Below are 19,280 nucleotides of genomic sequence, written 5' to 3'. Positions count from 1 at the left end.
ATAAATTCCTATTTTGAAGTGAAGTATTTAGTATCATCTCTATTTTTCATCATTTCTTCTACTGAAGCTTCTATAGCTTGTTTTTTTTCTAGCTTTGCCTTAGCTTCTACTTCTTGTAGCATTGCTTGTTTTCTAGCTTCGTGTATAGCTAAGTCTAATTGCTGTTTTGCGATTAAATTACCTACATCGGTGCTAGCTTTAATGTCCTCTGCTTCTTTAATTTTATCTCCAAGCTTATCAGAGCTTTTAGAAACTTCTTTATAGTTTTCTAATGCTTTTTTGTTTAACCCAGCTGTAGTTACATCCTTAGCAAAGCTAGCATAGCAAGAAGCTCGAGCTTCACCGCTCATTTTAGAACAACCATCAAATTTATTGTAGTCTTTCCAAGTGTCTTTAAACAAATCTTTCGCAAAACTAGCTGGATCATTTACAATCTCTTCACCCCACTTGTAGAGCTCTTCCATTTTGTCATAAGCACCTTTTAGCTCATTAAAACTAGAAACCAAATCTTTTACACCAGTTGTTGCTATAAGCTGATCTTTATACGCTTGTATTTCTTTTGCATAATGTGCTAAATCTTGAGCCCATTTTGTTTTTTGATCAGCCCATTGAGCAACTTCTTTTGCTTGCTGAGCAATAACCTGTGCAAAGTGACCAGCATTTGTAGACATTAAGCTGGCCACAAGAGAGTGTGTGCCAGGATCAGCTACAGTCATAGCATTTACATTAGTAAAAACTAAACTACTTGCTAAACTAACAAGAACCACTTTTGATTTAAGCATTTTTATACACATCTTTAAGCTCCTTAATTTTTTCGTGTAGCGTTTTATCTTCTTGTGAAAAAATCTTATCTATCGTATCAATATAGCTAGCACCAGTGCTAAGTATCATCAAATTTTCTTTGCCAACCGATGATAAATCTAGTGTTGCTATTACTTTCTCATCTTGTCGTTTTACTAAAAATTGTCTATTTGTAGGAATAAACGCCTTGATGATTTCATATTCCTCTTTGCTAAGATTTAAACCCTTTACATAATCATCTTCTTTTGCCAATGGATTTGGTAAAAAGATTTTTGTAGAACTTTGCTCAATTAAAGTTTTTGCTATAGGCAAGCGCAAAAAGTCTTCTACACTTTGTGTAGCAAGCCTTAGAAAACCATTTTGCTTACGAATTGTTTTAAACTTGTTTTTGACTTCTTCTGCAACTACTTCATTTTCAAGCCACTTCCACGCCTCATCAATATCGCAAACAAATCTGCGTCCATCAGCGCAATTCATTACACGCCATAAAATGTAATAGCTAAGAATTCCATTAACATCCTTATCATCTAGGAATTCAGTTCCATCTATACCATAAATACGAATATCATCAGGGAAGTCTAGGCAATCAATTTCATTGTCAAACACCCAGCCAAATTGTTTTCCTTTTTTAAATGCACTTAATCTTGCTTTTAAAGAATTTGTATCATTAACATCCTCTGTTAAGTTTTCAAGCATAAGCGAAATAGGAAATTTGCGTTCGTGCATTTCAAACTCACGCATAATAAACTCTACTGCTTCACCTAATTGCTTCTCTTCTTTGGCGTTTAGTTTCTCATCTTTTCTAGTAACTAGCATAGCCATCAAGGCTTTTAGCTGACGCAAATTTTCAGGCGTATTTTCTACCCAAAACGGATTAAAATTAGTAGGCACACCATTTTTAATCTCAATATATCTACCACCAGCCGCTAAAATATTTCCTTTAGCACCAAAATCTTTGTCAAGATAAAATGAAATCATTTTTTTCTTATCATCAGGTGTTCCTTCTGGAAAAGTAGCAGGATCAGCATATTTTTGCATTTGGTCAAAAGTGAAGTTCATAAAAACAGTTTTACCACCGCCACTTTGACCCAAAATCAAAGTATTAGCCAAAAATAGCTCACCAAAATCGTTCTTATTTCTATTTGATTGATGAAAATTAAGTGCATAAGCTGATTTATTTGGAGTTTTTAAAATACAAACTGCTTCACCCCAGCAATTATTATTAGCTTTGCCAGCATAGAAATTATGTAATCCAATAAGTGAGCTAAAATTGTAACTTGAAACTAGGTTTATTCTTGGTCTAATTGTAAAGTTGCAAGGAATACTAGAAAAATAAGCAGCTGGTAAAGCTATAGAAGCAGTAGCTACCATCAAACCAATTTCATTTAAATAAGTTATAGCCTCATTTGTATTTTTTCTGCATTGTTCAAATGTATCCCCAAAGATAGTTAAGCTAAAATGATATTTTCCAAAACCAATATCACCACTAGCCAAACTATCAAGCGCAAAATCTAGCTCCTCTACTTGAGAAACAGCGTCATCTTCGCTAGCGATTAACTGCTTTCTTTGTTTGTTAAGAGCTGCTTTTGCTTCTATTAGTGGAAAAGGCTCATAGCTTTGTGTTAATGTATATTCGCAATTCATATACATTAGAGCATCTAGAATTCCTGCGTAAGTAGCATTAGTATAATCTTTTATTTCAATGATACGGAAAAATTTGTTTTCCTCATCATTGTTATAGCTAATCTGACCAGTATCTTGTGAAAAATAGATGTGATTAACACCTCCTGTAAGATATTGCGAAATTTGTGCTGGCAGAATTCTTACTGGCAAAAACTTGCCGCCCAATATAAAATTATAGAATTCTAGCTGTTTGCTATAAAGATTTCCATCTTTTTCATAATTGCCTAAAAGTCTAGGATTAAAAGCACTTAAATTGCTTTCAAGCCTTAATAAATATTCATTATGTTTTTTAAGAAACTTTTTAAAAAGTTGCTCTTTTTTCGCAATAGAATTTTTGCTAAAAACTTTTTTCTCTAATCTTCCAATCGGAGCATAAATCATAGTTATGAAAAGACTATTTTTAAATAATGTTACACCATTAAAACCATCATAATACTTTTCATCAATTTCTTTTAAATATTCATTGTCAAAATTGCCGTGAAGCTTTTGGGCTACTTTGTGTCTTGCATTATGAAAGTAAAAACTTACTGGCTCATTTGCAAAAGCTTTACAAAACATATTAAGCAAATCATTTTTAGCATCCAGCTCATCATCACTTTCACACTCAAAACTTATTCCATCTAGCTCAAAAGTAGAAACAAGCAAATGTTCTTTAGTAAGCACTACACCATCAGCTATTGTTGTGCTAAATGGAATAAGTTTTTCAAAATTTGGTTCAGCGTTTAAGTTGGCAACAGATAATTTAGGATATTCTACATTATTCAATGTATTTTTTGAAAAACTACCATAAGACTGCGCAGAATATGCTTGCCCCTTATGGAATTTTTTTGAAAAAGGGTTAGTGAAAAATCTCATTTTTAAAAATACCAATCTAAAAATAAAACTATCTTTTTTAGTCATTTCTTTAAGCACGAAATATAGTGGCAGGCAAAGAATGCTTAAAAAGATGTATTGAGTATAAAAACAAATCAGTAAGACGCTACCCATTGCGATAATAAATGGAGCAATAGGAACTCCAAATATCATCGCTGGGCGTGTCAAACCTTTAAACAAAGGTTGCGCTTTCATAATAGCCTACTTGTTCTCTTTTAAGAGATTATATAAGCTGCTATTGCAGATGCTGAACCAACAATTACACCACCAATAAATACTGGTGCGACTTCTCTAAGCGTTTGACCTTGAAACATAACTTTAAAGCCTGCCCACATAAATGCTATAGTTAGCACAACAGCACCAATACCGTATAATGCAGTTGAGAGGTTTTGCATAAAGTCATTAACCTTATCAATACCACCACCGCCAGCAGCTAACGCCACATTCGTAAGAATAAAAGGTGTTAAATACACCAAAAAAGAAAGGTTTTTCTTTTTCATTTTTCGTTTCTCCTTAGTTTGAATTTAAACGAGCGTTAATACTTTTCTAAGGGAAAACTAGTTAGAATACTAGATATTTCAATATTTGGATAAAATTATTTTTATCCAAATAAACAAAATTTTGATTACAAAAAAGATGATGTAAAAATGAAAGAATTTATACCAAAAGAACTGCCTGTAGAGCTAGAATTAACGCCAAAAATTTATAAGGCATTAAATTTAGCTTCTCGCAGGCTTGGTGAACTAAATGGTTTTATTAAAACTATTCCAAATCAAGATATTTTAATAAATTTACTTGTATTACAAGAAGCCAAAGATTCAAGCGAAATAGAAAACATCATTACTACTCACGATGAGTTATTTGCAGCACAGATAGATGAAAGTAAAATCACACAAAGCACAAAAGAAGTTTTAAGATACGAAGTAGCGCTAAAAAAAGGATATTCACTTATAAAAAAAGACAATCTTTTGCTTAATAAGCATATTTTGGAAATACAAAAACTATTAGAAAGAAATTGCGCTGGCTTTCGCACTCAAAGTGGCACTATGCTAAAAAATCCATCAACTGGAGAAATAAAACATATCCCTCCGCAAAATAGTAGAGACATAATTCGTTTAATGACAAATTTGGAGAAATATATAAACGATGATTTAGATGACATAGATCCGCTTATAAAATTGGCAATAATTCACTATCAGTTTGAAACTATTCATCCATTTTACGATGGCAACGGTAGAACTGGCCGCATAATAAATGTTTTGTATTTGGTTTATAAAGAACTTTTAGATTTGCCTATCTTATATCTAAGTGCGTATATCATTAAAAATAAAGCCGAGTATTATAGGCTTTTGCGATCTGTAAGCGAAAAATCAACTTGGAATGAGTGGATAGAATATATTCTAAAAGGCATAGAACAAACTGCTGCCGCATCAGTGGATATGATAAAATCAATTGACCAAGCTATGCAAAAATTTGGAAATCTTTTACAAGAAAAAGAGCCCAAAATTTATAGCAAAGATTTTATAGAGTTACTTTTTTCATATCCATATACCAAAATAGGAAGTGTTGAGAATAGCCTTAAAATTACCAGACAAACCGCAGCAAAATATTTAAAAATTGCCCAAGATTTAGGCATTTTTAAATGCGTAAAATTAGGTAAATATAGTTATTTTGTTAATCTTTCTTTGTATGAAATTTTAAAAAAAGGACTTAATATAAAATGAAACTGAAAAGTGTATTTTTTTTAACACATTTTAATAATATGTTAAAATTTTGACCTTTTTTTAACACGACTAATAAAAAAAACAAAATATAAAAGGATAAAAATGCGTGGAACAAGATTTGAGCTAGATGAGCAAAAAGCAAGCAAATTAAGCGGTATGAGCGTGGAGCAGATGTGGGAATTCATCAATGAAATCGCTAGACAAAATAACTTAATTAAAATTAAAAACGGAGAATATCATACAAAAGGTCAAAATGATGATGAATCCGATATGGCTATATTTGTGTTTGATAATTTGCTTGAAATGTCTTGGTTTACAAAAAGCACAAAAAGCTGGATAGAGTTTTATGATGATGGCTCAATAGAAGATATTAAATATTGCGCAAAGATTGAAAATGTAGGTGTTTGGAGCTAATGTGGATAATGTAAAATATTATAAAATTTTAAATTTTGATTTAGATACAAATATGTTGAAAGATATTTATTATAGAGGCGTTTATACGAATGCTTATAGCGAGCTAGGTAATTTTTTAAAAAAACATAATTTTTCAGAGCACGACCAAGGTTCTTGCTATATATCGAATACACCCATAAGCGATTTTAAAGCTAGACAAGTTGTAAAATTAGCAAGAGAGGAAATAGATTGGTTTACATTTGCAGTTAAAAGAATAAGAAAAAGTAACTCGCTAAATCCAAAAGTAGATGATTTATCAAAATTTGCGCAAAGAGATCAAAACAAAGAAAAATACGATGAATTAGTAAGAAAAACGCAAGAATCTCGCAGACAAAAGCAATTAGAAGCATTGCAAAGACACAACCCAAAAAAATCAAAAACCCAAGATAAAAGCACAGATAGAGAGCGTTAATGAATTTGCTTGCATCATACCAACTTTGTATGAAATTTTAAAAAAAGGACTTAAATGATTATTAGTGTTAGCAATAAGGATAGAGAAACACTAAAAGACTTATCTAAATATATTTGGTGGCAAGATAGCGAGTATGCTATCAATCACAACACCTTGCGCCTTATTGCTTCTGCTATGTGTTTAGCAAATAGTGTAGAAGATTTTATTAAGGTAATAAGCCTTGATAAAGAGCTTTTAAAAGAGGCTCTAAAACAAGCACAGCCTGGCTGGTTTGATGCTAGAAATTGGCATTTTTGGCATTATAGGCTTTATGGCTCAGATACAATAATACCAAAATTAAAAAAGAGGAAATGTATAGACAATGAAGCTATTTAAAGAAATATTACCAAAAGGACAACAAGAAATAATAGATACGGATGACGGAATATTAAAACTTGCTGATTTAAATTCTTTATTAATCACAAAACTAAAAGCAACTTGCGATAGAAGCGAATATAAAGACTATATTGATATTTATACAATTTTAAAGCAAGGAAATGAAGTTGAACGCTTAAGCGAAGCTATAATAAAATTTCCTAACTTTTTTGGCAGAGATTTTCCTAGCATTAATCTACTTAAAAATTTGACATATTTTGAAGATGGGGATTTAGATAGATTGACTAAAAAGGAAAAAGCATTTTTGGTTAATACTGTTGAAAAAGTTGACGCTAATAAAATTATTGAAGCTCAGCGTAGAGAATTGCAACTAAAAGCAATAGAACAATTTAAAACAAATAGAACACCAGAAAATTCGGCTAGAAAGACAGGTAAAGAGCGTTAATGAATATAGCCTATATCCGTGTTTCTACTGACAAACAAGACAAAGCTTCTCAAAGACTAGAAATAGAGCAATATTGCGCAGAAAAAAATATTAAACTTGACAAAATACTAGAAGTTGAAATTTCCACTAGAAAGACTGAAAAAAAGAGAAAAATTCCAGAGCTTAGAAAACTAAAAAAAGATGATTTGCTAATTACTTGCGAGTTATCTAGGCTTGGCCGTAGTATGTTTGAAGTGATCGAGCTTATAAATGAGCTAAACAAAAAAGGTGTAAAGCTGCTTTTTTTACGCCAAAGAGAGCTTTCAAATTTCAATGAAGGAGGTGCTATATCAAAACTTTTAGTGGCAATATATTCGTATTTTGCCGAGAGTGAGCGTGAGTTTATTAGCCTGCGAACAAAATCAGGGCTAGAAAAAGCTCGTGCTGCTGGTAAAATTCTAGGTCGCCCAAAAGGGCTTCGATTATCTAGCTTTGATAAAGATAAGCAGAAAATCAAGGAGCTTTTATCTCAGGGCTTAACAATAAGAGCGATTTATGAAAAACTCTACAAAAAGTCCAAAAAAACTTATGCCAGCTTAGCTTGGTTTTGTAGAGATAGAAAATTGACAAAAAAATAAAAATTAAGCTAACTTTTTGTTTTAATTTGATAAAATTAACGCTCGTTTATTTTAACTACAATTTAGCCAAAAATTACAAATTTTAATCTGCTTTATTGTAACTTTTTATATAGCTTAAAACTAGCTGTTTAGCTACCGCTTGCGCTGACATTCCCATAAATTTTTCAGCACCGATTTGCTCTAAAATTCCAAACTCAGCAGGCGTAAAATACAAAAGCACTCTTGCTGATGACTTCTCGCTCTCATTTTTTGCTTTTCTGCCTACTTTTTTGGCATTGCTTGCTTTTTCAAATGTTTTTTGAGATGTTACACCGCTTTTACTTGCTTGACTAAAAATAGCATTAAAATCTTGCTTTTTCATTATTTCTCCTAGTATTTTTTAAATAATTCAGTATGTGAACCAATTCTTACTAAATGCAATTCATTACCCACTATTTTGTATACCAAAAGCAAGTCGGGCATAATTTTGCATTCATAATATCCAGAGTAGTCACCAGATAATGCGTGATTCCGTTGTCTTTCATCCAATGGTAATTGACACTGAAGTCTATAAATAATATCTGCTCCAATATTAGCTTTTATACCTTGTTTGACAACTCTCTTAAGGTCTTTCTTGTAAGAATTTTCAATATACAATTCTAGCACTTAAGGTCTCCTCTAGGTATTTAGCTCTTTTAAAAAATCATCATAGCTATCATAGCGAGTAGAGCCTTTACCAGTGTCACATTCTTTGATAGCCTGTATTGTTTCATCGTTTGGCGAATAATCATCTATTTTTTCAATAGATATTCTATTCTCAAAAAGTCTTTTAGCAAATGCCACTATTTCATCAAAATTTATGCTTTGAGTATCATCTATTTGTCTAATCAAAATTCCGCTCATTTTAGCTCCTTTGTGTAATATAATTGTGCTATCTTATGCTTTCTTTAATATAGACTTAAAAGCGATTAAGCTCGCTTGGAATAAAAGATGTGTAGCTAAAATTAAGCCACCTATACAAGCACATATAGAAATCAATTTAATCATTTTCAACTCCTTTATTTCTCTTAATTTTAGCAAGAATTATCTTAAATAATGTTTAATACTTTAAAAAATGTTTTAAATATTTTTTAAAGTATAAAATATTTATTTATGCTAAATTAGCGTTCTTTGTCTTTGCTTTGAATTATTTGCTTATTGTTTATCTTAAAATTTTTTAATGTTTCTAATTGCTTTTGTCTGCGTGCTTCTTTTGTTTTTTCTATTAACTCATTATATTCTTTTTCATTTTTGCCGTTTTGTGCGATATGTGTTAGATTGCTAAATTCAGGTGATTCTAAATTAGCAATGCGCATATCCTTTACGCCGTATTTAAACCAGTCAAAAGTGTTTCGTGCTTTTTTAATAATATACTTTACTGTATTAGCACTTATTTTTGTGGATGATATATAAAATGAACCCTCAGGATGTTTGTCAAATTTATTCTCTTTTAAAAATTGCCTAAACTCATTGTATGAATTTCTGTAATTTCCCTTATAGTAAATTTCATCTAATACCTTAGTATCAAAATCAAAGGCTAAAATTTTATAAGATTTATCGCTCATTCCCATACGCCCTCATTCATTTCTTTTGAAATTTCTATAAAGTCCTCTTCCATATCATCGCCAAATTCAATCCAAGACTTTACGCTTTTTGTAAACCACGGAATTTCAACCATTTCTAAAACCATAAACACGCCAATATCGCCCAAATCGTGTTCTGTGCCTTTGGCGTGGTATTCGCCATTTTTTACCACGATTAAATCTGCTTCTTTGGCTTTTTGATTTATGAAATTCCACACTTCATCTACGCTCATACCGCTTAATTTGCTTGCTTTTTGCTCATCTAATTCAAATTTTGTGCCACGCATTTTTTATTCCTTTCATTAATTTTAGTTTTTATTTAATATTAAAAACTTTCAAAAATGTTTTAAATATTTTATAAAATATAAAATATTTATTTATGCTAAATTAGCGTTCTTTGTCTTTGCTTTGAATTATTTGCTTATTGTCTATTTTAAAATTTTTTAATGCTTCTAATTGCTTTTGCCTGCGAGCTTCTTGCGTTTTTCTTACTAATTCATCGTATTCTTTTTCATATCCACACGCCTTCATTCATTTCTTTTGCTACTTCTATAATATCATCTTCCCTATCATCTTTAAACTGAACCCACGATTTTACGCTTTTTGTAAACCACGGAATTTCAACCATTTCTAAAACCACAAACACGCCAATATCGCCCAAATCGTGTTCTGTGCCTTTGGCGTGATATTCGCCATTTTTTACCACGATTAAATCTGCTTCTTTGGCTTTTTGATTTATGAAATTCCACACTTCATCCACGCTCATACCACTTAATTTGCTTGCTTTTTGCTCATCTAATTCAAATTTTGTGCCACGCATTTTTTATTCCTTTTAGCATTCTTCTATTGTAATTATTTTTTCTTCTATCACACCATATTCTTCATTGCTATAAGAGATTTTTAATTTATCATAAGTTGGCTCAAAATCAATTTTAAAGTCTTCCTTTTTCGCTTTATATTTTTGACACATAAACTCAATTTCTTTTTCTGCTAGGTTCTCAACATATTTTTTAACTGCGTCATAGTCATAGCCTTGATATTCTTCCAGCCATATTTCTTGTCTTTTAATTAACTTTGAGCCAACTTTTACCATAAAAGTTTTCATTTTTACTCCTTTTTAAAATTTTTGCTGCTTTTTTATTTTTTTTAGAAGTCGTAATATAAACTTAAGCTTACTCCATAGATTTGGTCTTACTTTTCTTCTTCTAAAAGTTTGTTTTGTTTTAGTAAAATTTGCCATGTTTTTAGTCCATTTCCCCTTTAGCTTTCATCACTGCTTTTTCTAAAATGCTCCATGCTGGTGTTATCATTTCCACCATTACAGGTGAGCATAATTTTTCCGCATAATCTTTTAAAAAAATCGGCTGTGCTATTTTGAATTCTTTTTCTAAGTTTTCTATCAACTCGCCATTTTCTAGCAAGTTGCAGCACGGCTTAATGCTATATTTTATTATAATATCATCATTTTTTAGTAAAAAATCTATTCTTTCAATATGGGCAGTCTCTTCGGTTATATGTTTCCACCTAAAAGCTCTTTCTATTTCTTTTGCACCTAGAATATTGATTATTTCAGTTTTGATTTCATAATCAATTTGTGGATATTGTCTATTTTCTTTGATTGCGTTTAATAAATGGTTTAAATTCTCCTTGCCTATGATTGACGAAAAATACTTTTTTACTTCTTCTTTTTCTTCTTCGGTTCTTTCTCTATCTTCCATTAATGCTTCGGCTTCTTCTTCCGTTATATAATCAATATTATATAAATCTTTTAGAAGTTTGTTATAAGGCTCTATCCCTAGTCTCCATTTTGCCTTTTCTAAGCCATAGTTGCCGATATCCCCTTGTATAATTTCATATTCTAGCGTTACCTTTTTTATTTTTGGGTTCATTGCTATAATTTCGCCAGTAAGATTGTCTTCTTGGATGAGTTTTAAATTCATTTTTTTCCTTTAAAAGTTAGCACATTTGCTTATAAGTTCGCTTATTGTTATGCCTCGTGCTTTTAAGCACTCTTTATCCACAGCACACAATATTTGTGCTAAATCTTCTTGTTTAAAACCTTTGTATTTTATCCACTGACTGATTTCATTAAATGCCATATTTTGTGTAGGGTTCATTTTTTTATCCTTGCCAACTCATAGTCGGCTTGATACCACTTCGCACGAGCCTCATCGCTCTCATCTTTAACCCACTTTTTGCTAGCCTCATCATAAGCACCAGTGCGTGAGCTAATTTCTTTAATAGTTTCATCCATAGCTATTTGAAAATCAAAGCCGTATTGTTCGCAAACACTAGCACAACATCTTAAAATACGGGCAAAATCATAATAATTAAAAGGGGAGCCATTTACAAAAGGGGAGTTATTCACATCAGTTCTAATAAAATCAGCAATTGCCACAAAAATACTAGCAACACTAAATTCCCTTTTAGTCTCTATGATTAAAGGTTTAAGTCGGCAAGGTATATCCGCCCCAGCGTTTATTGTAAAAACGCTAATATCGCACAAAGCGTCAATTATCTCGTGTTCTGCTTTTTGCTTTTTGGCGGCATCTTGTCCAGTTACCGAGAATTTCTCGTAATCTCTAAGGGCTGCTGCTAATTCGCCAAACTCTTCCATCGCATTAACTAAATAGCCCTCTTTTTGGCTTTTAGCTGTGATTTTACGCTCAGCTCGCCACGCTTTTAATTTAGCGTAGATTTCATTTAGATTTATTTTCATTTTTTATTCCTTTTTTAAAAATGGTTGTATTTTATATAACCTTTTCCTAGAGTATCAGTCCGCCATCTTGTAGCTATTGATAATGCTAGTTTTGGTGCGCCATTTTCATTTATAAACTCGCATAAACTTCCTAAGTCATAGTCATCTTGGTATTTAATACCTATACAATATTCTCCAAACATTGCTCTACCGCTATATTCATAATCAATTTTTAAATCGCAATCTTCTGCCGCCATCTCTAAGATTTTTAGTTCTTTTTCTTTTATTTTGTAACTCATTTTTTTCCTTTTTTTAGATTATAATTAAGCCTCTTTAAATATTAAAAACTTTAAAAAATGTTTTAAATATTTTTTAAAGTTTTTAGCAAACGCTCATACTCACTCATAAAATTCTTATAAGACACCTTTGCTAGTGGATTTTCATTTGCCAGCTCTAAAAAGCTAGAAGCACTAGCAACTGAATTCTCTATGATGCGGCTTTGTCTAAATCTAAAGAATTCTAGATTATCAAACTTCTCACTCAACAGGTTTTCTACTTGCTCTCTTTGGCTTTCTAGTGTGAAGTTTGTGTTTAATACTAGAATTTTAGAATTCACAGCTCTTATTTCATTTATAGTTTCAATCGTTCGCAAAATAGAATTATAATGCGCCACGCAAGGCACAAGCACGCAATCACTTTCTTTGGCGATTTCTAGCACGCCTTTACTCACAAAACCGCCAAAATCAAAAACACAATTATCACAGAGCTTTGGCTCTTCTAGTATTTTAGCTTTATTTGGATAAATACTCTCAATCACGCTTGCGTCATTGCTTTGTAGATAAAGTCCTAGATCCTTCGCTATTGAAAAAGCAAATGATGTCTTACCTACGCCACCTTTTTTATTTATTACTGATATTATCATTTTAATTGCCTTTCTTGTTTTTTGGAGCTGGCAAGCCAGCTCTTTTACACCAAAAAAAGAAAAAGTCTTTTCTTTTAGCCTTACATATTTCCAAGCACAAAAGTATTTATGAAAGCCCACAAGCTAAAAATAAAACTAATTGGAGCAAAGAATATAACTAAATGCTCTCCAGTAAGATTTTCTAATTTTTTTTGTATTTTTTGCATTTTAAAGCCTTTTTATAGTATAATGCAAAAGTTGTTTTACTTTCTCAATTGAAAACAACACCTCCTGTGTGAAAAGTCTCCAGCTTTTCACACTTCCTTTTATTTTTGTTTTACACCTCCTTAATCAAATTCTCATTTCAACTGCTGTTTTACTCCTAGCTATCTCTTTTAATATTAAAAATTATAACATAAAAAACCTTAAATAATGTTTAAAACATTATTTAATTTATAAAACATTTTTTATAATTAAATACATTAAAAAAAGTTTTATATATTTTTAAAAATCTTATTTTGTATTGTAAAAATTACACCAAAGAGAGCTTTCAAAATCTATTTTCTATCAAGTAAAGCTCCATCAAATAAAATTTGACTTCTTGTCTGCGACCATAAATATCTCTATAATAATAAGTATGCGCTAAGACATCTTCATTGCTTGAGATGTTGCTTTCAATCAACTCATCTATTGTTTTACCGTCATATTCATAAATATACTTATGTTCCATTAAGTGATCTTTGAGCATAACTAAAGCATCGTTAAAAGCTGACATCTTATCTTTTTCTGCATATATAAAAATACTTTTACACTCGCTTTCACCAAGATTACTAGACCGCTTTGTAATTTGATAGAATTTTTCTCTCTTGCCTACATACATTTTTAGTCTCCTTATTTAAAAAACACGCACCAATGCGACTTATTAGCTGTATTTTGCGTGATTAGTGGCTTTTGCGAAAAGCACTTTAATATCTCGCTAAGCTTTATGTCAATCTCAGCCCACTTAAATATAAGCGTGCCACCACTTTTTAGCACTCGCCAGCACTCATCAAAGCCACGGCCAAGCTCTGCTTTCCACTCTGGCGTTAATTTTCCATATTTGAGAGCCATATAAGCACTATCGCCTACTTTTAGCAAATGCGGTGGGTCAAAAACCACTAGCGCAAAGCTCTCATCATCAAAAGGCAGGTTTTTGAAATCTGCTAGCATATCAGGCTTTACTACAAACTTACGGCCGTCACAAAGCGTAGTGTCTAGCTCTCTTTTATCGCAAAACAGCACTCGCTCATCTTGTTTATTATTGTAAAACATACGGCCACCGCAGCAAACATCTAGCACTTGCTTATTGCTATACATTTCAATCCTTAGTGATGATGTCCACGATATTTTGCCCCTTGTCATCAAGCATAATATCGTTTATTAAAAGCTTTTCTACCTCTTTGGCGTTTAGGTGTGGCCATATATAATTACCGAATTTACTAAGAGATATAGGCAACCTACCACCTGCTTTAAGATCTGCAAGTTTTTGCAGATATTGCTCTTTCTTTTCTTGTGCTATTTTGAAATTCTCACTTAGAATAGGATAAAATACTTTTTTTGTAGCGGTTTTTGAATTATCTATGCGCCAAAACTTTCCATTAAATTTATCAAACAGTTTCCACTTTTTGTTATCGCCCACTATATCAATACCAGCACTTTTAGCTCTAAGTTTTATAGCAATCGTTAATTCAGTTTGAGTGATCTTTGGTTGTTCATCTATAATTTCTTTGGCTATTTGAATTGTGTATCGTTCTTTATCATTTAAAAGTTCTAGAGCAAGCTCATCTTTATTAGCTTTAAAATCTATTCTTGTAGCCCTTAGTATGTCAACTTCTTCTTGTAAAGCTTTTAATGTCTTAATAGCCTTTCCTAAATTATTCTTAAGTTGTTCCAGCTGTTTATTATTTGCTAAGCTCTCTGCTGCGATAGCTCGCATAAGAAGTTCTAAAGCTTTTTTCATAGGATCGCTAATTTTATTTTCACTCACAGATGTTTTTAGCGCATATTCAGTATATCCTATTTGCTCTCCAAGCTCTTTATAAGTAAGTCTTAAAAACTTAGAGGTTTTAACCACTGGATGCTCAAAATTTTTACTTCTTTTCATTTTTAATCCTTAGTGATGATGTCCACGATATTTTGCCCCTTGTCATCAAGCATAATATCGTTTATTAAAAGCTTTTCTACCTCTTTAGCGTTTAGGTGTGGTCGTATAGATTTTCCAAGTTTGCTAAGAGATATAGGCAACTTGCCACTTTTTTTGATCTCTATAAGCTTTTGCAGATATTGCTCTTTCTTTTCTTGTGCTATTTTGAAATTCTCACTTAGAATAGGATAAAATACTTTTTTTGTAGCGGTTTTTGAATTATCTATGCGCCAAAACTTTCCATTAAATTTATCAAACAGTTTCCACTTTTTGTTATCGCCCACGATTAACACACCAGCAATATCTGCTCTTTGTTTTACTGCGCTAGATAATTCACTTTGAGTAATTTTTAAGCGTTCATCTATGATTTCTTTTGCTATTTCAATAGTGTATCGTTCTTTATCATTCAGGAATTCAATAGCAAACTCATCTTTATCAAGTTTTTTAATCTTATGCGTTTCTTTGTAGATTACAAATGATTGATTTGCTATATTTGCTCTCTTTTTTATCACTTCCAAGCTAATAATCATTTGTCTTTCTTTTTTTATTGATGAGACATAATAAGTATTATCAGCACTATCGTTAAATGTTGTAGAACCTTTCCAAGCTTTGTTGTTTTCTTCGCCAATTTGCTTTGTTTGGTGATGTAAGATAACGACTGTGCCACCTTTGGCTGTGATGACTTTTAAAATCTCCATAAAATGATTTACATCTTTGTCTTTTGTCATATCGCCAATGAAAAAATCTTTTACACTATCAATCACAATCAGAGAATTTTTAAGCTCGCTAGCATCGCACTGGGTAATTTGTTTTAAAAATTCAAATCTATCTTTTTTAGGTTTGTCAGTAACAATTTCATAATGAAAATTAGAAAACTCATCCTCTATTATATCTATGCCACGATCTTGCGCTATATCTAGTGTGTTATCGCCATCTATGTGATAATAAGAGATTTCTTTTTTATTTTTTACTATATCCCTAGCTAGTGCTGTCATAAACGAGCTTTTGCCAGTATAAGCACCAGCATAAATCATAGTAAGAGAGCCACGAGGCAGGCAGCCAAAATTATCCAAAAAGCTACTTTTGGCTTCGTTATCCTTGATTTTTTTAATATTTTTTGTTATAATGCCCATATTCATATGAAAGAAATCTCCTTTCTATAATGGAGCTCTAGATTTACATTGTGCCAGCAATGTAAATCACCTATTTATTTTCTAGACTTTTTAGCCACCTAATGATTTCACTTCGCAAATAATAAATTCTTTTGCCCTGTTTGATAAATGGAATTCTTTTGTGAGGATTTAATCTATTTTTCTCCATACGCATTTCTGCTTGCGCTTGTAAAGAAAAACCAAATTCAGCTTTAACTTGCTCTTTTGTCATAGTTGTCTCGCCATCAATTACGATTGCTGGATATTCCCAAGCCATAGTTAACTCCACTAACTTATTTTCTTTAAACTTTCTACTTGCTTTGCTTCAAGCCATTTTTCTATTGCTTCTTGCTCATAAAAAATGATTTCTTTAGAGTGCCATCTTTTTCAGTGTTATATTTAGAATTTCTCATTTTTGCTAAATATATCTCACTTACACCTAGCATTTGCGCTACTTCTTTTGACTTTAAATATTTGTTCCATCTTTTTTCCTTTTTTAGCTACTCATAGCTTTAATAGCTAAATTAAAAACAATTTTTTGTTTTTCAATCTCTTTTTTTAAATCATAATTTTTTAAAAAAAGCTCTAGAGCTTTTTGCATAGGAACACTTAATTCACCACGCACAACAGCATTAGTTAATGCCATACCAGTATAGCCTATTTGTTTTCCAAGTTCTTTGTAAGTAAGACCTAAAAGTGCTGAGACTTGTTTAACAGGGTTTCTAAACTCTTTGTATAACTTTCTTATGTTTTCTCTAGAAAAAAATCCTATTGATCTGTAAGGTGTATCATTGCCAAATAGTCCACGATTTTTACAATATTCTATAAAATGATCGTAGTTATCTCCAAGATTAGCATCAAGTTTTTTTAGTTCTTCATCAATTATAGTTTTTGGATTTTCGCACTGAATTTGAATTGTAGATATTTTTCTTCGCATATTCGCCTCCTGTTTTTAAGCTCAGGCGAATTATAAAAGAATATTTCTTAATTTTAACTGAAAGATAGAAAATAAATGTTTTTGTTATTTAGTTATCCTGTAAAATCTTTTTTATTGTATCATTAAAAAGTGTATTATCTCTTTTTCTTTCTTCCCTCAAATTGTGATTTTCCAATAAAAGTTCTATAGATTTAAGCATAGGATTACTTATCTTGCCTTTCATAACAGCAGTTATCAAGGCAGCCTCAGTGTAACCTATTTGTTCTCCCAACTCTTTATAAGTTAACCCTAAAAGCTTAGAGGCTTGTTTTATAGGACTTCTAAACTCTTTATAAAGTTTCCTTATATTTGGGCGTGTAAAAACCACCCTATTATAAAAAGGCACATCATCACCAAACATACCACGATTTTTACAATATTCTATAAAATCATCATAGTTATCCAGCTTTGCCCCTATTTTTTTTAGCTCTTCATCAATGATGATTTTTTGCTGATCTGTCATCATCAGTTACCCTTTTTTATATTATTCTGTTATCGAAAAACTACATTTATGTAGAAGATTATACTAAAAACTCCCTTTTTATTTTCTTTTTTTTACACCAAAAAGAGAAGTTTAAAAATGCTAATTTTATTTGAAAAATTTTGTCCAAGCTAAAAGAGTGACTAGACCCACAAATAATGAATATAAGAACATTACAAAGTATTTTTTAAAAAAATCCAAGTGGGACAACTAGCAAAATGACTTCAAATAATGAATATATAAGCATTTCATAGTATTTTTAAAAAAATCCAAGTGGGACAACTAGCAAAATGACTTCAAATAATGAATATATAAGCATTTACTCCTACTTTTTTCTATGATTTTGAGTTATAAAAATTATGAAATACCTTCAAATGATTATTATATCATCATTTAATACCTATAAAAAATTATATGATTTGTCCTAGCGGACAAAAAATTTGCTTATTTTTGTTAATTTTTTTTAAAACGACTTTACTATTTCATTGTTTAAAGGCTTGAAAAATTTACTACACCCACATATAGCTAAAAAATTAAAAATACTATATATTTAAATCATTATAAAATCAATGTTTTAGCTTGTCCTATGAAAATGGATTTTGGACTTTTTGGCTTTACAAAATTAAAAAGTTAAATTTTACTCAAAAAAAGCACAAATTTTATTCAAAAAATCTCCATACCACTGCATAAGTTTTATTTTTTGTTCCAGCGTTGCTTTTGCTCTTTCATACGAATAGATTATTTCATTGCTTTCTTTATGCGCCAAGCACTCTTCAATTACTTTTTCGCCTATACCTATTTTTAAAAGCTCGGCTTCGTGTGTAGAACAAATCGTCTTAAAAGTAGCACGAAATCCGTGGCTGGTAGCCAATCCAACATATTTCCCCTTAGACAAGCTGGTTCTAATAGCTTTACCTATGCTATCTCTATTTAAATGTCCACTTTTTGTTTCCCTAAAAGATGGAAACACAAAAGTAGAGTTTTTGCTAAAAAGATATTGTTCTTTTAGTATTTTAATAGCATAAGAGCTAAGAGCTACCTTATGTGCTACTCTTGTTTTCATTTCATAAAATGGAATATTCCAAACTCCTTCATCAAAATCAATATAACTCCACTTTGCACTAACTGTATTAAAAGGGCGGTTTGCTGTGAGTATCTGTAAATAAATAGCTCTTTTGGTTTGTAAATCAATATTACCACAAAGCTTTAAGTCTAGCAGGAAATCTTTTAGTAGATCTATATTAGTGATAGCTTTATATCTGCCATCTAGACCATTAAACTTATTAAATTTTTCTCTTGTAGGGAATTCTTGGTGTAAAAAAGCTATATCGTTAAAAGAAATATATCTATCTTTTTGTGCCAGCTTAAAAACTCCATTTATATTGTCAATCAGCTTATGGATAGTCTCTATTCTTGGCATATTATGATTTTTTGGGATGAATATAGCATTTAAAATTTCTAAAATTTCGCTATATTTTATCGTCTTGATATCTCGGTTTTCAAAGCTTGGCAAAATATATTTTTTATGTGTATTTTCTATGCTTCTTAAATATTCTGAGCTTGTAACTTGTCTTTTCTTTTGTTCCAAATATAGCTTGAATAAATTGCCATATTGATATTTTTTAGATTTTCCAAAGAGATTTCCAACACTAACTCCAGTTTCGATCTTTTTTAAAAGCTCTAAAGCTTCTTTTCTTGCTTCAGCTACACTATACAATCCAGCTCTAAATTCTTTGATTTTCAAATACTTAGCATTTACTTTTAAAACGAAAGTTTTAATTCCACTAGGATAGACTTTTACATAGAGCTCTTTTGGACTGCCCACAGCTCTAAGATACATTTTTTCTTTTGGTGTTAAATTTCTTAGATCTTTATCCTGCAAGAAAACTTTTGCTACTTTACCCATA

31 protein-coding genes are annotated in these 19,280 nt (G+C 31.2%); 6 read left to right on the top strand and 25 right to left on the bottom strand.

Annotated elements, in window-relative coordinates; all coding sequences use genetic code 11:
- Positions 1–8: 8 nt before the first annotated feature.
- From PTQ34_RS03190 to PTQ34_RS03180, 3 genes are read right to left on the bottom strand one after another with little or no spacing between them, the layout of a single operon-like run.
- Positions 9–794, bottom strand: a complete 786-nt coding sequence (locus PTQ34_RS03190) for a type IV secretion system protein (protein ID WP_273932067.1) — start codon at positions 792–794, stop codon at positions 9–11.
- Positions 775–3,552 (bottom strand): VirB4 family type IV secretion/conjugal transfer ATPase, encoded by a 2,778-nt coding sequence (locus PTQ34_RS03185; RefSeq protein ID WP_273932065.1) that lies wholly within the window; start codon positions 3,550–3,552, stop codon positions 775–777. Before PTQ34_RS03185 ends, PTQ34_RS03190 begins: the two co-directional genes overlap by 20 nt.
- Before the next feature lie 20 nt (positions 3,553–3,572).
- Positions 3,573–3,857 carry a TrbC/VirB2 family protein gene (locus tag PTQ34_RS03180; RefSeq protein ID WP_273932063.1) on the bottom strand — a complete coding sequence of 95 codons (285 nt, stop codon included), beginning with the start codon at positions 3,855–3,857 and terminating at the stop codon, positions 3,573–3,575.
- Between the two features lie 147 nt (positions 3,858–4,004).
- On the opposite strand from PTQ34_RS03180, the gene PTQ34_RS03175 reads away from it, so the two are divergent.
- The 6 genes from PTQ34_RS03175 to PTQ34_RS03150 all read left to right on the top strand — a co-directional run bounded on the left by PTQ34_RS03175 (position 4,005) and on the right by PTQ34_RS03150 (position 7,383).
- Positions 4,005–5,081, top strand: a complete 1,077-nt coding sequence (locus tag PTQ34_RS03175; RefSeq protein ID WP_273932061.1) for a Fic family protein — start codon at positions 4,005–4,007, stop codon at positions 5,079–5,081.
- 102 nt (positions 5,082–5,183) lie between these two features.
- Positions 5,184–5,495 carry a hypothetical protein gene (locus PTQ34_RS03170; protein ID WP_273932059.1) on the top strand — a complete coding sequence of 104 codons (312 nt, stop codon included), beginning with the start codon at positions 5,184–5,186 and terminating at the stop codon, positions 5,493–5,495.
- Between the two features lies 1 nt (position 5,496).
- Complete coding sequence (locus tag PTQ34_RS03165; RefSeq protein ID WP_273932057.1) at positions 5,497–5,946, top strand: hypothetical protein; 450 nt, start codon at positions 5,497–5,499, stop codon at positions 5,944–5,946.
- Between the two features lie 54 nt (positions 5,947–6,000).
- Positions 6,001–6,321, top strand: coding sequence for a hypothetical protein (locus PTQ34_RS03160; RefSeq protein WP_273932056.1), 321 nt, complete (start codon positions 6,001–6,003; stop codon positions 6,319–6,321).
- Positions 6,308–6,766, top strand: a complete 459-nt coding sequence (locus PTQ34_RS03155) for a nucleotidyl transferase AbiEii/AbiGii toxin family protein (protein WP_273932054.1) — start codon at positions 6,308–6,310, stop codon at positions 6,764–6,766. Before PTQ34_RS03160 ends, PTQ34_RS03155 begins: the two co-directional genes overlap by 14 nt.
- A complete protein-coding gene (locus PTQ34_RS03150; protein ID WP_273932052.1) occupies positions 6,766–7,383 on the top strand; it encodes a recombinase family protein in 618 nt (205 codons plus the stop codon). The genes PTQ34_RS03155 and PTQ34_RS03150 overlap by 1 nt, the downstream gene beginning before the upstream one ends.
- 82 nt (positions 7,384–7,465) lie before the next feature.
- Here the strand turns inward: PTQ34_RS03150 and PTQ34_RS03145 are convergent, their stop codons facing one another.
- The 22 genes from PTQ34_RS03145 to PTQ34_RS03040 form a co-directional block, all read right to left on the bottom strand.
- On the bottom strand, positions 7,466–7,744 hold the full coding sequence (locus tag PTQ34_RS03145) for a hypothetical protein (protein ID WP_273932050.1): 279 nt from the start codon (positions 7,742–7,744) through the stop codon (positions 7,466–7,468).
- 8 nt (positions 7,745–7,752) lie between these two features.
- A complete protein-coding gene (locus PTQ34_RS03140; RefSeq protein WP_273932048.1) occupies positions 7,753–8,028 on the bottom strand; it encodes a type II toxin-antitoxin system YafQ family toxin in 276 nt (91 codons plus the stop codon).
- A gap of 12 nt (positions 8,029–8,040) precedes the next feature.
- Complete coding sequence (locus PTQ34_RS03135) at positions 8,041–8,265, bottom strand: hypothetical protein (RefSeq protein ID WP_273932047.1); 225 nt, start codon at positions 8,263–8,265, stop codon at positions 8,041–8,043.
- 257 nt (positions 8,266–8,522) lie between these two features.
- Positions 8,523–8,972, bottom strand: coding sequence for a hypothetical protein (locus PTQ34_RS03130; RefSeq protein WP_273932046.1), 450 nt, complete (start codon positions 8,970–8,972; stop codon positions 8,523–8,525).
- A complete protein-coding gene (locus tag PTQ34_RS03125) occupies positions 8,963–9,271 on the bottom strand; it encodes a hypothetical protein (protein ID WP_273932044.1) in 309 nt (102 codons plus the stop codon). Before PTQ34_RS03125 ends, PTQ34_RS03130 begins: the two co-directional genes overlap by 10 nt.
- A 100-nt stretch (positions 9,272–9,371) precedes the next feature.
- Positions 9,372–9,515, bottom strand: coding sequence for a hypothetical protein (locus PTQ34_RS03120; protein WP_273932043.1), 144 nt, complete (start codon positions 9,513–9,515; stop codon positions 9,372–9,374).
- Positions 9,496–9,804, bottom strand: coding sequence for a hypothetical protein (locus PTQ34_RS03115; RefSeq protein WP_273932041.1), 309 nt, complete (start codon positions 9,802–9,804; stop codon positions 9,496–9,498). Before PTQ34_RS03115 ends, PTQ34_RS03120 begins: the two co-directional genes overlap by 20 nt.
- A 12-nt stretch (positions 9,805–9,816) precedes the next feature.
- On the bottom strand, positions 9,817–10,089 hold the full coding sequence (locus tag PTQ34_RS03110; protein WP_273932039.1) for a hypothetical protein: 273 nt from the start codon (positions 10,087–10,089) through the stop codon (positions 9,817–9,819).
- 139 nt (positions 10,090–10,228) lie between these two features.
- Entirely contained in the window at positions 10,229–10,924 is a 696-nt protein-coding gene (locus tag PTQ34_RS03105; RefSeq protein WP_273932038.1) for a hypothetical protein, read from the bottom strand.
- 9 nt (positions 10,925–10,933) lie between these two features.
- Complete coding sequence (locus PTQ34_RS03100; protein WP_273932036.1) at positions 10,934–11,101, bottom strand: hypothetical protein; 168 nt, start codon at positions 11,099–11,101, stop codon at positions 10,934–10,936.
- Positions 11,098–11,703, bottom strand: a complete 606-nt coding sequence (locus PTQ34_RS03095; protein ID WP_273932034.1) for a hypothetical protein — start codon at positions 11,701–11,703, stop codon at positions 11,098–11,100. The genes PTQ34_RS03100 and PTQ34_RS03095 overlap by 4 nt, the downstream gene beginning before the upstream one ends.
- Before the next feature lie 14 nt (positions 11,704–11,717).
- Complete coding sequence (locus PTQ34_RS03090) at positions 11,718–11,981, bottom strand: hypothetical protein (RefSeq protein WP_273932032.1); 264 nt, start codon at positions 11,979–11,981, stop codon at positions 11,718–11,720.
- A 62-nt stretch (positions 11,982–12,043) separates the two neighbouring features.
- Positions 12,044–12,604, bottom strand: a complete 561-nt coding sequence (locus PTQ34_RS03085; RefSeq protein ID WP_273932030.1) for a ParA family protein — start codon at positions 12,602–12,604, stop codon at positions 12,044–12,046.
- 80 nt (positions 12,605–12,684) lie between these two features.
- Positions 12,685–12,810 (bottom strand): hypothetical protein, encoded by a 126-nt coding sequence (locus PTQ34_RS03080; protein WP_273932029.1) that lies wholly within the window; start codon positions 12,808–12,810, stop codon positions 12,685–12,687.
- Between the two features lie 323 nt (positions 12,811–13,133).
- Positions 13,134–13,463, bottom strand: coding sequence for a hypothetical protein (locus PTQ34_RS03075; protein WP_273932027.1), 330 nt, complete (start codon positions 13,461–13,463; stop codon positions 13,134–13,136).
- Positions 13,464–13,474: 11 nt separating this feature from the next.
- Positions 13,475–13,939: a class I SAM-dependent methyltransferase gene (locus tag PTQ34_RS03070; RefSeq protein WP_273932025.1), complete on the bottom strand. Its 465-nt coding sequence runs from the start codon at positions 13,937–13,939 to the stop codon at positions 13,475–13,477.
- Position 13,940: 1 nt separating this feature from the next.
- A complete protein-coding gene (locus PTQ34_RS03065; RefSeq protein WP_273932023.1) occupies positions 13,941–14,726 on the bottom strand; it encodes a hypothetical protein in 786 nt (261 codons plus the stop codon).
- Between the two features lie 2 nt (positions 14,727–14,728).
- On the bottom strand, positions 14,729–15,904 hold the full coding sequence (locus PTQ34_RS03060) for an AAA family ATPase (RefSeq protein WP_273932022.1): 1,176 nt from the start codon (positions 15,902–15,904) through the stop codon (positions 14,729–14,731).
- A gap of 64 nt (positions 15,905–15,968) precedes the next feature.
- A complete protein-coding gene (locus PTQ34_RS03055; protein WP_273932020.1) occupies positions 15,969–16,205 on the bottom strand; it encodes a hypothetical protein in 237 nt (78 codons plus the stop codon).
- A gap of 207 nt (positions 16,206–16,412) precedes the next feature.
- Positions 16,413–16,853, bottom strand: coding sequence for a hypothetical protein (locus PTQ34_RS03050; RefSeq protein WP_273932018.1), 441 nt, complete (start codon positions 16,851–16,853; stop codon positions 16,413–16,415).
- A gap of 88 nt (positions 16,854–16,941) precedes the next feature.
- Positions 16,942–17,358: a hypothetical protein gene (locus tag PTQ34_RS03045; RefSeq protein ID WP_273932016.1), complete on the bottom strand. Its 417-nt coding sequence runs from the start codon at positions 17,356–17,358 to the stop codon at positions 16,942–16,944.
- Positions 17,359–18,010: 652 nt separating this feature from the next.
- The gene (locus tag PTQ34_RS03040) at positions 18,011–19,279 is read right to left on the bottom strand and encodes a tyrosine-type recombinase/integrase (RefSeq protein ID WP_273932014.1); all 1,269 of its coding nucleotides are present in this window, start codon (positions 19,277–19,279) and stop codon (positions 18,011–18,013) included.
- Between the last annotated feature and the right edge of the window lies 1 nt (position 19,280).

Origin of the sequence: Campylobacter magnus (genome assembly GCF_028649595.1) — a bacterium.
Classification (GTDB): domain Bacteria; phylum Campylobacterota; class Campylobacteria; order Campylobacterales; family Campylobacteraceae; genus Campylobacter; species Campylobacter magnus.
The sequence above is the reverse complement of the archived record's forward strand: the minus strand, read 5'-3'. Positions and strand labels throughout refer to the sequence as shown.

Excerpts from the sequence above, each read along its gene's own strand:
- PTQ34_RS03190 (WP_273932067.1), bottom strand. The coding sequence starts at position 794 with ATGTGTATAAAAATGCTTAAATCAAAAGTGGTTCTTGTTAGTTTAGCA.
- PTQ34_RS03185 (WP_273932065.1), bottom strand. The coding sequence starts at position 3,552 with ATGAAAGCGCAACCTTTGTTTAAAGGTTTGACACGCCCAGCGATGATA.
- PTQ34_RS03180 (WP_273932063.1), bottom strand. The coding sequence starts at position 3,857 with ATGAAAAAGAAAAACCTTTCTTTTTTGGTGTATTTAACACCTTTTATT.
- PTQ34_RS03175 (WP_273932061.1), top strand. The coding sequence starts at position 4,005 with ATGAAAGAATTTATACCAAAAGAACTGCCTGTAGAGCTAGAATTAACG.
- PTQ34_RS03170 (WP_273932059.1), top strand. The coding sequence starts at position 5,184 with ATGCGTGGAACAAGATTTGAGCTAGATGAGCAAAAAGCAAGCAAATTA.
- PTQ34_RS03160 (WP_273932056.1), top strand. The coding sequence starts at position 6,001 with ATGATTATTAGTGTTAGCAATAAGGATAGAGAAACACTAAAAGACTTA.
- PTQ34_RS03155 (WP_273932054.1), top strand. The coding sequence starts at position 6,308 with ATGAAGCTATTTAAAGAAATATTACCAAAAGGACAACAAGAAATAATA.
- PTQ34_RS03150 (WP_273932052.1), top strand. The coding sequence starts at position 6,766 with ATGAATATAGCCTATATCCGTGTTTCTACTGACAAACAAGACAAAGCT.
- PTQ34_RS03145 (WP_273932050.1), bottom strand. The coding sequence starts at position 7,744 with ATGAAAAAGCAAGATTTTAATGCTATTTTTAGTCAAGCAAGTAAAAGC.
- PTQ34_RS03135 (WP_273932047.1), bottom strand. The coding sequence starts at position 8,265 with ATGAGCGGAATTTTGATTAGACAAATAGATGATACTCAAAGCATAAAT.
- PTQ34_RS03130 (WP_273932046.1), bottom strand. The coding sequence starts at position 8,972 with ATGGGAATGAGCGATAAATCTTATAAAATTTTAGCCTTTGATTTTGAT.
- PTQ34_RS03125 (WP_273932044.1), bottom strand. The coding sequence starts at position 9,271 with ATGCGTGGCACAAAATTTGAATTAGATGAGCAAAAAGCAAGCAAATTA.
- PTQ34_RS03120 (WP_273932043.1), bottom strand. The coding sequence starts at position 9,515 with ATGAAGGCGTGTGGATATGAAAAAGAATACGATGAATTAGTAAGAAAA.
- PTQ34_RS03115 (WP_273932041.1), bottom strand. The coding sequence starts at position 9,804 with ATGCGTGGCACAAAATTTGAATTAGATGAGCAAAAAGCAAGCAAATTA.
- PTQ34_RS03110 (WP_273932039.1), bottom strand. The coding sequence starts at position 10,089 with ATGAAAACTTTTATGGTAAAAGTTGGCTCAAAGTTAATTAAAAGACAA.
- PTQ34_RS03105 (WP_273932038.1), bottom strand. The coding sequence starts at position 10,924 with ATGAATTTAAAACTCATCCAAGAAGACAATCTTACTGGCGAAATTATA.
- PTQ34_RS03100 (WP_273932036.1), bottom strand. The coding sequence starts at position 11,101 with ATGAACCCTACACAAAATATGGCATTTAATGAAATCAGTCAGTGGATA.
- PTQ34_RS03095 (WP_273932034.1), bottom strand. The coding sequence starts at position 11,703 with ATGAAAATAAATCTAAATGAAATCTACGCTAAATTAAAAGCGTGGCGA.
- PTQ34_RS03090 (WP_273932032.1), bottom strand. The coding sequence starts at position 11,981 with ATGAGTTACAAAATAAAAGAAAAAGAACTAAAAATCTTAGAGATGGCG.
- PTQ34_RS03085 (WP_273932030.1), bottom strand. The coding sequence starts at position 12,604 with ATGATAATATCAGTAATAAATAAAAAAGGTGGCGTAGGTAAGACATCA.
- PTQ34_RS03080 (WP_273932029.1), bottom strand. The coding sequence starts at position 12,810 with ATGCAAAAAATACAAAAAAAATTAGAAAATCTTACTGGAGAGCATTTA.
- PTQ34_RS03075 (WP_273932027.1), bottom strand. The coding sequence starts at position 13,463 with ATGTATGTAGGCAAGAGAGAAAAATTCTATCAAATTACAAAGCGGTCT.
- PTQ34_RS03070 (WP_273932025.1), bottom strand. The coding sequence starts at position 13,939 with ATGTATAGCAATAAGCAAGTGCTAGATGTTTGCTGCGGTGGCCGTATG.
- PTQ34_RS03065 (WP_273932023.1), bottom strand. The coding sequence starts at position 14,726 with ATGAAAAGAAGTAAAAATTTTGAGCATCCAGTGGTTAAAACCTCTAAG.
- PTQ34_RS03060 (WP_273932022.1), bottom strand. The coding sequence starts at position 15,904 with ATGAATATGGGCATTATAACAAAAAATATTAAAAAAATCAAGGATAAC.
- PTQ34_RS03050 (WP_273932018.1), bottom strand. The coding sequence starts at position 16,853 with ATGCGAAGAAAAATATCTACAATTCAAATTCAGTGCGAAAATCCAAAA.
- PTQ34_RS03045 (WP_273932016.1), bottom strand. The coding sequence starts at position 17,358 with ATGATGACAGATCAGCAAAAAATCATCATTGATGAAGAGCTAAAAAAA.
- PTQ34_RS03040 (WP_273932014.1), bottom strand. The coding sequence starts at position 19,279 with ATGGGTAAAGTAGCAAAAGTTTTCTTGCAGGATAAAGATCTAAGAAAT.